Genomic DNA, 6598 nt, shown 5'->3' on the forward strand with positions numbered 1-6598 from the left:
CGGGCCCGTCGGTCAGCGGTCCCGCATGGCCTCGATGCCGGCGATCATCATGTCGAGGGCGAAGGCGAAGTCCCGTTCGCGCATGGCCGCGACGGATTCGGCGCTGCGCGCCTCCATCATCTCCGCGGCCTCCTTGTACAGCTCGGTGAACTCCGGCCGGTCCGCGACCGTCTCCCTGACGTGCTTGAGGTACTCGTCCTCGGTCACTCCGGACTCCTGGTAGCGCTCCTTGGACAGCGCCTCGACCGTGGCGAACCCGTAGACGAACTGGAAGATGACGCCGAGGACCGCGTTCGCCCCGTCCTTCGCGATCCCGATGTTCCGTTCCACCCGCAGTGCGGCGTCGGCGAAGGCCATCGAGTTGGGACCCACGTTGAGGTACTGGCCCACCAGCCGGGCCACCCAGGGGTGGGCGATGAGCATGGCGCGGTACTCCGTCGCCAGCTCCCGCACCTGCTCGCGCCAGTCGGCGCCCTCGTCGCCCGGGTCGGGCACCCGCATGTCGCCGGCCGCCCGGTCCAGCGCCAGCTCCAGCAGGTCGTCCTTGTTGTCGACGTACCAGTAGACCGACATGGCCGTCACACCGAGCTCCGCCGCCAGGCGGCGCATCGAGAACTTCGCGAGCCCCTCGGCGTCGAGCATCCGGACCGTGGTGGCGACGATGCGGTCCCGGTCCAGCGTCCCTTCGCCGCCGGGCTCCGCCGCCTTCCGCTTCGGAGCCTTCGTCTTTTCCTCGCCGGCCAGCCATACGCTGGTCCGCGGGCTCCTTGCCATCTGACTTCTCGCTTTCCGTGTGCGTATCCGCATGCTAGAGGGGCCGGGGCGGTGCACCGTCGTGCCCTCCGCCCCGGCCCCGGGATGCCCCGATCATCGGGATGTCAGCGCTCGGCCCGCTCCGCCCGCCACAACAGGACGGCCGCCAGTACGCCTCCGGCCAGTACGGCGCACGCACCGACCAGCTGGCTGGTCTGGACGCCGGTGGCGAAGGCGTCCGAGATCGCCTCACGCTCGTCCGCCGAGCCGGCCTTCGCCAGCGCCTCGGGCAGGGAACCGGCACCCGCCGCGACGGCCGGGAGCAGCGCCGAGAAGCGGGAGTTGAGCACCGCGCCCAGCACCGCGACGCCCAGGCCGTTGCCGGTCTCCTGCAGGGTGCCGTTGACGCCGGCGCCCACGCCCGCCTTCTCCGGCGGTATCGCGGACATGATCGCGTTCGCCATGGCCGGCATGTTGATCGCGATGCCGATGCCCATGAGGATCAGGCCCAGCAGCATTCCGCCGTACCCGTGCGCCCCGAGGACGGCGATGGCGGCCAGACCGGCGGCGAGCAGGCCCATGCCACCGGCGATGGCGGCCGGGGTGCCGATCTTCGGCAGCAGGCGGGCACCCACTCCCGTGAAGTTGAGGACGACGATGACCAGCGCCAGCGGCGTCATGCGCAGGCCGGTCTCCAGCGGGTCGTAGTGCAGCACGAGCTGCAGGTGCTGACCGAGCAGGAAGAACGAGCCGCCCATGCCGAAGGCGACGAGGATGCCGCCCGAGACCGCACCGACGAAGCGGCTGTTGCGGAAGAAGTGCATGTCCAGCATCGGGTACGGGCAGCGGGCCTCCCACAGCGCGAAGAAGGCCAGCGTGACGACGCCGACGGCGGCGGACGTGAGCACCCGGGTGGAGGTCCAGCCGTGGGCGGGGCCGGAGATGATGGCGAAGACGACGCCCGTCATGCCGATCGTGGACAGCAGTGCGCCGAGCAGGTCGGGACGGTCGCCCGAGGGGTTCTTGGACTCGGGCACCCACTTGAGCACGGCCAGCATGCCGAGCACGGCGACCGGCAGGTTGATCAGGAAGATCGAGCCCCACCAGAAGTGGTTGAGCAGGGCGCCGCCGACGATCGGCCCGCCGGCGAAGCCGAGCGCGCTCACCGCTCCCCACAGGCCGATGGCCTTGGGGCGCTCCTCGTCGTCGAAGACCTGCACGACGACGGCGAGCGTGGTCGTCATCAGCAGGGCGCCGCCTATGCCCATGCCGGCGCGGGCGGCGATCAGCTGGCCGGTGGTCCCGGAGACCGACGCGGCGAGCGAGCCGAGGCCGAAGAGGCCGAGGCCGACGGCGAGGAGCTTCTTGCGCCCGTAGCGGTCGGCGGCGCTGCCGGCGGTGAGCAGGAGGCCGGCCTGGACCAGCGAGTACGCGTTGATCATCCACTGGATGTCGGCGGTGCCGGCCCCCAGGTCCTCGGTGAGCGAGGGGATGGCGACCGTCAGCACGGTGTTGTCCAGCAGCACGGTGAGCTGGGCGAGGCAGATGACGCCGAGGACCAGCCAGCGCGTGGGATGCCGGTGCGGCTGCTGCTCGGCCGTGGCCCCTGACGAAGTGTCGGCGGTCGTCGCCGTCATGATTCCCCCCTGTACGGTGTACAACGAATGTGTTGTACACCGTACAGGGTTTCTTCTACGCCGTACAAGTTCTTATTTCTGCCGCCCTTCGAGCGCGGGAGAGACCGCGGGCTTGATCAGGTAGCCGGCCCCGCGCCGCGTGTGGATCATGGGCTCGCGGCCGGCGTCGATCTTCCGGCGCAGGTAGGAGATGTAGAGCTCGACGATGTTGGCCTGCCCCCCGAAGTCGTACGACCAGACGCGGTCGAGGATCTGCGGCTTGCTGAGCACCCGGCGCGGATTGCGCATCAGGAAGCGCAGCAGCTCGAACTCGGTGGCGGTGAGGTGGATCCCGGTGCCGCCCCGGGTGACCTCGTGGCTGTCCTCGTCCAGGACGAGGTCGCCGACGGTCAGGAGGGAGTCGCCTCGCGGCGCCACCGTCCGCGACCTGCGCAGCAGCCCGCGCAGCCGGGCGACGACCTCCTCCAGGCCGAACGGCTTGGTGACGCAGTCGTCGCCGCCGGCGGTGAGCCCGGCGATGCGGTCCTCGACGGAGTCCCTGGCGGTCAGGAGGAGCACCGGAACGTCCGGCCGGTCGTGCCGCAGCCGGCCCAGCACGGCCAGGCCGTCCATGTCGGGGAGCATCACGTCGAGGACGACGGCGTCCGGCCGGAACTCCCGGGCGCTGCGGACCGCTTCGGCGCCGTCGGCGGCCGACCGCACCTGCCAGCCCTCGTAGCGCAGGGCGAGGGAGAGCAGGTCGGCGAGCGGCGCCTCGCCGCCCACGACCAGGACGCGTACGGGACTTCCGTCATCGTGCAGCAGCTGGGTACGCCCTTGGGGCGAGGCGGTGGTCGGCATGGTGACGATGGTGGGAGCGGTGGGTGAGAGGGGTCTTTCCCCACCCTGTGAATCGTCTGAGAATCCGTGGACGGCGGCAGGGGCGTTCGGCCGCGCCACCCCGGAGCCGGAAACGCCGCAGGCCCGGTACCAGTGGTACCGGGCCTGCGGTCTTAGTAGCGGGGACAGGATTTGAACCTGCGACCTCTGGGTTATGAGCCCAGCGAGCTACCGAGCTGCTCCACCCCGCGACGGTCGAACTCCAGGGACCGATATCGGCTCCTGCGTTCGGCTGTGCGCTCGGCAGGATTCGAACCTGCAACCTCTTGATCCGTAGTCAAGTGCTCTATCCGTTAAGCTACGAGCGCTCGGCTTTCCGGCGGACTTTCTTGCCGGTCGGCGTTGCGTGGACAACATTACATGAACCTCGCCGCCAGACGAAATCCATTACCCACACCCCTTCTGACCTGCAGAAACAGCGGATCGACAAGATCATGCGGGGTGGGGGCGGGGGTGTCGCGGGGACGTATCGGAAGATCGCGGTCCGCGACGCGGCCCTGCAGACGTCGCCGTGCAGACGTCGCTGCGGACGCGCCCATGCAAAAGCCCCGGCCGTCACAAGGACGACCGGGGCTTCCGGCGACTGCGGAGGCGGAGGGATTTGAACCCTCGATGGGCTTTAAGACCCAAACCGCATTAGCAGTGCGGCGCCATAGACCGGACTAGGCGACGCCTCCAACTACATCCGCGCATGCGCGGGTGTCGCGTGCAGATGATGACACAGCCCGGGGGCTCGCCACCAATCGCACCCTACGGTACCGGGCGACCGCTGCCCTGGGCAAAGGGCATTACGGCGCGCAACGCGGGGCGCTCCGGCGCGTTAGTTCGTCACGAGGGGTCCGGCCCGGATTCCGGCCGCCCGTCCCCGCCCCACTCGCATCCCCGGGAGTATCCGCATGTCACTCCGCCGCGTCGCCCTCGCCGCCGCGCTGGCCGCCCCGTTCCTCGCCGCCACGGCCGTCGCCACGGCAGCCCCGCTCCCGCTGGGCGACGCCGACGGGCCGGAGCGCGGCGGCGACCACCTCACGATCACCGTCCGGGACACCGGCGGGCACGACGGCACGTTCGAGCTGTACTGCCACCCGGCCGGCGGCACGCACCCGCGTGCCAGGGAGGCGTGCGATCAGGTCGACGGGCAGACCCAGTGGGGGAAGGACCCCTTCGCCCCCGTGCCGAAGGGCCAGATGTGCACGATGCTCTACGGCGGCCCGGACCGGGCGCACGTGAGCGGCACCTGGGCGGGCCGGCCGGTGAGCGCCGACTTCAACAGGAAGGACGGGTGCGAGACGGCGCGGTGGAACAAGTTCTCCATCGTGTTCGGGGAGTCGAAGGGCTCGCCGAAGAAATCGGTCGTGCAAACCGGCCGGGAGTGACGCCGAGGTCACCACGAACGCGGACACGAGGGGCATGTCCGGCCTGCCCGAGACGCCCGGCAGCGACCCGGTGACGGCCTCCGGCACACCCGTCATCCGCAGTAGCGCCCGTAACGGCAGCCCGTAGACTTCCCCTCAATGACAGGCCCCGAGGCGGCGCAAATCCGCCCGGAGCGGTCGGCAAGGTGCGGTAATCAGGGAGGAAGCGTCGTCGTGAGCAGCAGGCCATCCCGAGGCGCTGCTCGCCTCGCAGCCATACTCGACGCCCTGCCCGACGCCCTGTTGCTGGTCAACTGCAACGGCACGGTCGTCAACGCCAACCACATCGCGCTGGAGACGTTCGAGGTGCCCGGCACCGGTCTCGTCGGACGCGGGCTGCTCGACCTGCTGCCCGACTTCGACTCGCGGCGCATCCCGGGCGGTCTGCGGCCGCCGCGCGACGACGCCGACGGCGGACGCACCAAGCCGACGCGGATGATCGCCCGGCGCACGGACGGCACCCAGTTCCCCGTCGAGGTGACCAGCGCCAACCTCGACGGCCGCACCCCGTACGCGGAGCCGCACGCCTCCTACGACGACGAGCTGCTCATGCTCGTCGTCCGCGACCTGACCGGCACCGTCGACACCGAGGCCGAGCTCGCCCGCTCGCAGCGGCAGACCGAGATGATCCTGCGCGCGGCGGCGGAGGGCGTCGTCGGCGTGGACACCGCCGGCAAGGTCGTCCTCGTCAACCCTTCGGCGGCGCAGATCCTCGGCTACCGCGCGAGCGACCTCGGCGGCCGCGAGCTGCACCCCCTCATCCACCACTCGCGCGCGGACGGCACGCCGTTCCCGTACGAGGAGTCGCCCATCGCCGACACCCTGCGCTCCGGCCGCAAGCACCGGGTGCGCGGGCAGGTGCTGTGGGCCAAGGACGGCCGGGCGGTGGCGGTCGACCTGACGACCGCGCCCGTGCGCGACGGCGACCAGCTCGTCGGCGCCGTGATGACCTTCACCGACCGGCGCCCGTACGACGCCCTCGCCGCGCGCCACGCCCAGCTGCTGGCCACGCTGGACGGCTCCCTGCGCGGACCCCTCGACCAACTCCGTGCCGAGCTGGGCACCTTGGCCGACGACCCGGCCGGCCAGCTCTGGCCCGAGGCGAACCAGATCCTGCACCACCTGGCCGCCGGCTACGCGCGGATGACGACGCTCGTCGACAACGTCCTCGCCTACCAGCGGCTGGACGCCGGTCAGGACAAGCTCGAACGGAAGAAGGCCAAGCTCGACGAGGTCGTCGCGGCCGGCGTCGACGGCGCGGTCGAGCTGATCGGCCCCGGGCGGGCGCAGTTCGCCGTCCACGCCCCGGCGATCGAGGCCGAGGTGGACGCCGGGCGGTTCGCCCAGGCGCTCGCGCACCTGATCGCGGACGTCGCCGGCGTCGACGCCACGGGCTCGACGTCCACCTCCGCCTCCGGATCCGGTCCGGGCTCCGGCGACTCGACGATCGTCGTCGCGGCGGCGCAGCGCGGCGACGTCGTGCGCGTCGAGGTCCGCGGGCCGTACCCCGGCGGCGACCCGGTGCACGGCCCGCTCGTGCGCGGCATCGTCCGCCGGCACGGCGGCGTGCTGCAGACCCACGACCTGCCCGGCACGTCGGGCGGCAAGGCGTACGTCCTGGAGGTCCCGGTCTCGGCCGACGCGGGCCCGGTCCCGGCGTCCGCGCAGCCGCAGGGGCCGGACACCGAGAACCTGACGACCGTCATGCCGATGCCGACGCAGCGCGCGCGGGGCATGAGCCCGGACGCCGATCCGCAGGGCGGCGGCAGCCAGGACGCGGCTCCGGGCGCTCAGGGTGGTGGCCGGCGGGCGCGCCGCGCGGAGGCGCCGGCGGCCGGGACCGACGGCGGGGACACCGGCGGCACGGATGCGGGCACGGCTCCCGCACCGCAGCCGACCGGGCGGCGCCGCGGTCCC

5 protein-coding genes and 3 tRNA genes are annotated in these 6598 nt (G+C 71.7%); 2 read left to right on the forward strand and 6 right to left on the reverse strand.

The window, feature by feature from the left end; genetic code table 11:
* Positions 1-12 precede the first annotated feature (12 nt).
* The 6 genes from LE181_RS23810 to LE181_RS23835 all read right to left on the reverse strand — a co-directional run bounded on the left by LE181_RS23810 (position 13) and on the right by LE181_RS23835 (position 3946).
* On the reverse strand, positions 13-774 hold the full coding sequence (locus LE181_RS23810; RefSeq protein WP_225663530.1) for a TetR/AcrR family transcriptional regulator: 762 nt from the start codon (positions 772-774) through the stop codon (positions 13-15).
* A gap of 104 nt (positions 775-878) precedes the next feature.
* Positions 879-2390: an MFS transporter gene (locus tag LE181_RS23815; RefSeq protein ID WP_225663531.1), complete on the reverse strand. Its 1512-nt coding sequence runs from the start codon at positions 2388-2390 to the stop codon at positions 879-881.
* Positions 2391-2462: 72 nt separating this feature from the next.
* On the reverse strand, positions 2463-3230 hold the full coding sequence (locus tag LE181_RS23820; protein ID WP_225663532.1) for a response regulator transcription factor: 768 nt from the start codon (positions 3228-3230) through the stop codon (positions 2463-2465).
* Between the two features lie 156 nt (positions 3231-3386).
* A tRNA-Met gene (locus tag LE181_RS23825) sits at positions 3387-3460 on the reverse strand.
* A 44-nt stretch (positions 3461-3504) separates the two neighbouring features.
* Positions 3505-3577: transfer RNA gene (locus LE181_RS23830), tRNA-Arg, on the reverse strand.
* 278 nt (positions 3578-3855) lie between these two features.
* Positions 3856-3946: transfer RNA gene (locus tag LE181_RS23835), tRNA-Ser, on the reverse strand.
* Between the two features lie 219 nt (positions 3947-4165).
* Here LE181_RS23835 and LE181_RS23840 point away from each other — a divergent pair.
* The gene (locus tag LE181_RS23840; protein WP_225663533.1) at positions 4166-4642 is read left to right on the forward strand and encodes an SSI family serine proteinase inhibitor; all 477 of its coding nucleotides are present in this window, start codon (positions 4166-4168) and stop codon (positions 4640-4642) included.
* Positions 4643-4855: 213 nt separating this feature from the next.
* A partial coding sequence (locus LE181_RS23845; protein WP_225663534.1) for a PAS domain-containing protein occupies positions 4856-6598 on the forward strand: 1743 nt, incomplete at its 3' end.

The sequence above is a fragment of the Streptomyces sichuanensis genome, from assembly GCF_020328095.1.
GTDB lineage: Bacteria > Actinomycetota > Actinomycetes > Streptomycetales > Streptomycetaceae > Streptomyces > Streptomyces cinnamoneus.